Raw genomic sequence first — 2,484 nt, forward strand, 5'->3', positions numbered from 1 at the left:
GTAGGCTAAGCATCCAACGCCCTGCCGTATTACTACGGTGGGTTTTCGGAAGCTCGCCCCCAAACCGGACGTACACGTCTCCGCGTATCCGGCTTTCTACTAATAATATCAATCTATTCATTGTTACTGAGTTTTTTGTAACACTTACCACATATGGCAATAGTCTTTCGTTTGCGAGCCATCATTTGTTTTTCGCAGGTAGTTTTCCCTTGAAGATTTTTTAATTTTCTCACATGGTGCATCACTAACTTATCGACTGCTCCACATAATTCACATTTTTCCGCTTTCAGCCTATCTATAAGACTTGTGTTTGTAGGATGATATGTGAATTTGGGCAAGTTGTCTAAATCCTTAATGTTCATTGGATTTTTCTTTTTGAACCCACCATGATAAAAGGTCAAGTCTTTGGCAGTACCGTTCTTTAAATAGTATCTAACTGAAAAAAGTCCATTCTTGGTGTACTTTTTTCGGATTTGCGACATCGTTGTCCGATATTTCTGCGCAAATGTTTTGTACATACTATATTTCATGATATACCCAAGTTTTGACAGACTACTACAATTATTAGCCAAACAATAGTAATTGTAAATGCCCTTTATTTCCTTGTTGTACCTGTCAAGTATCTCAAAGTCATTGTTGTTTGAAAGTTTGGGACGGGATTTTGCTTTCCAATACTCCTTGCCGTTGTGTATCTTTATTTCTAAAACACGATATTCGAGCAACTTTTTCTTAAACGTATCCTTTCCAAGTGCCAATTGTATCCTCTTATTGAAGACACGTCTTAGTACTCCGTATTTGCTTCTTTTGGTGTCATTGGATTTCCTTACAAAAATCTCATATCCGAGAAATTTTGCAGCGTTTTCAGCATGGGTGATAAGTGTTTTCTCATCGGACAGTGTAAGAGCCAACTTTTCATAGAGGAAGTTCTTTATGTCCTCTTTGATGATGATAGCATCTTGTTTACTGCCAATGATTCCAATTAGAAAATCATCCGCATATCTCACGTATTTGAGTTTTCTGTAGTTCATATCCATTTCGTCACCATCAGAATACTGCAAACCTTCTTTTTGATAAGCCTTATATTGTCTTATCAATTCTGACCTTTCATTTTTGTCTTTTACCACTTTCAACTTTTTCAGAATACGGTGTCGTTTGCCTTCAAGTGATACTGCCTGTTTGGTTCTTTTCCGTTCTTTCCCCTTATCAAATTTTTCAGTGTATTCCTTCATGAATTTATCCAACTTATCAAGGTATATGTTTGCCAAGATAGGGCTGACAATTCCGCCTTGCGGTGTTCCGCTGTAGGAGTTATGAAAGTTCCAGTCTTCGATATATCCTGCATTCAGAAATTTTCTAATCAAGCGAATAAATCTTTCGTCAGCGATACGTTCTTTCAGAATACCTATCAGTATCTCATGATTGATATTGTCGAAAAATCCCTTAATATCACCTTCTACGAACCATTTCACGCCCGAAAATGTCTTCTGAATATCAGACAAGGCAGTGTGGCAGCTTCTTAGGGGTCGGAAGCCATGCGACGTTTTTTCAAACTGTCTTTCATAGATGGCTTCCAATATCATTCTGACCACTTCCTGCAATAATTTATCGTTAAAAGCTGGTACACCTAATGGACGCATTTTCCCATTTTTCTTTGGGATATACACCCGTTTTGAGGGTTGGGGCTGATAACTCTCATCTTTCAACGATGTTATCAGTTGTTCAATTCGGTTCAGGCTCATTTGGTCAATGGTTTTCCCATCTGCACCTGCTGTCATATTGCCCGGTTTCGCATATATGCGTTGGTAGGCAACGTAATACATTTCCTCATTGAAAAAGATACGGTACAAGCGTTCGAACTTGTAATTCAAATTTTCACTGTGTTCCGTTAGACTGTTTAATACATACTCTGGACTTCTCATAATGTCTCTCACATTTTCCGTTATTTGCATTAAAATTATTAGCTGCTTCCCTTCGCCATGTACAGGGCTTTCCCCTGCTCAGACTACTACGGAAGCTCCGTTGCCTTGTCGGATTTTCATAGGTCTGTACCTAATAGCCTTGCGGCGTTCCGATTTAGGCAATCCCCGTTTACGATATAATAACATGGCTATGATAGATTATCGGATATGACTTCCGCCCGTTACCGCTTACTGCGGTTGTGCCGTAATTTGTTCCTGCCTCTACTACACGACGCTCGCAACAGAGGTATTACGGTATAGCGAGTTAAGTTATCTTTCACTATAAAACATACTGGGTTCACTTGGACTATCATTCAATCAGTTTGGATTTTATCCTCGTATCTATCTGTTTCATCTCACCATTCAGTTGCAATTTGATAACTAATTGACTTATGGCTTTCCAGCGTGCTATACTCCCTGCCGTCCTTTCGTGGGCAGATAAGCTGGTGATGATAGGTAAATATTGGAACACTTACCTAATAGCTTGCCAATGCTATATTTATTATATCGCCTATACGGGCGCACC

At 39.3% G+C, this 2,484-nt stretch carries 1 protein-coding gene; it reads right to left on the bottom strand.

Features of this window, described 5'->3' with window-relative positions; translation table 11 throughout:
• Positions 1-113: 113 nt before the first annotated feature.
• Positions 114-1,919, bottom strand: coding sequence for a reverse transcriptase/maturase family protein (locus WKT12_RS16315; protein WP_120027392.1), 1,806 nt, complete (start codon positions 1,917-1,919; stop codon positions 114-116).
• Between the last annotated feature and the right edge of the window lie 565 nt (positions 1,920-2,484).

Origin of the sequence: Phocaeicola sp. HCN-6420 (assembly GCF_037890145.1) — a bacterium.
In the GTDB taxonomy this organism is placed as follows: Bacteria; Bacteroidota; Bacteroidia; order Bacteroidales; family Bacteroidaceae; genus Phocaeicola.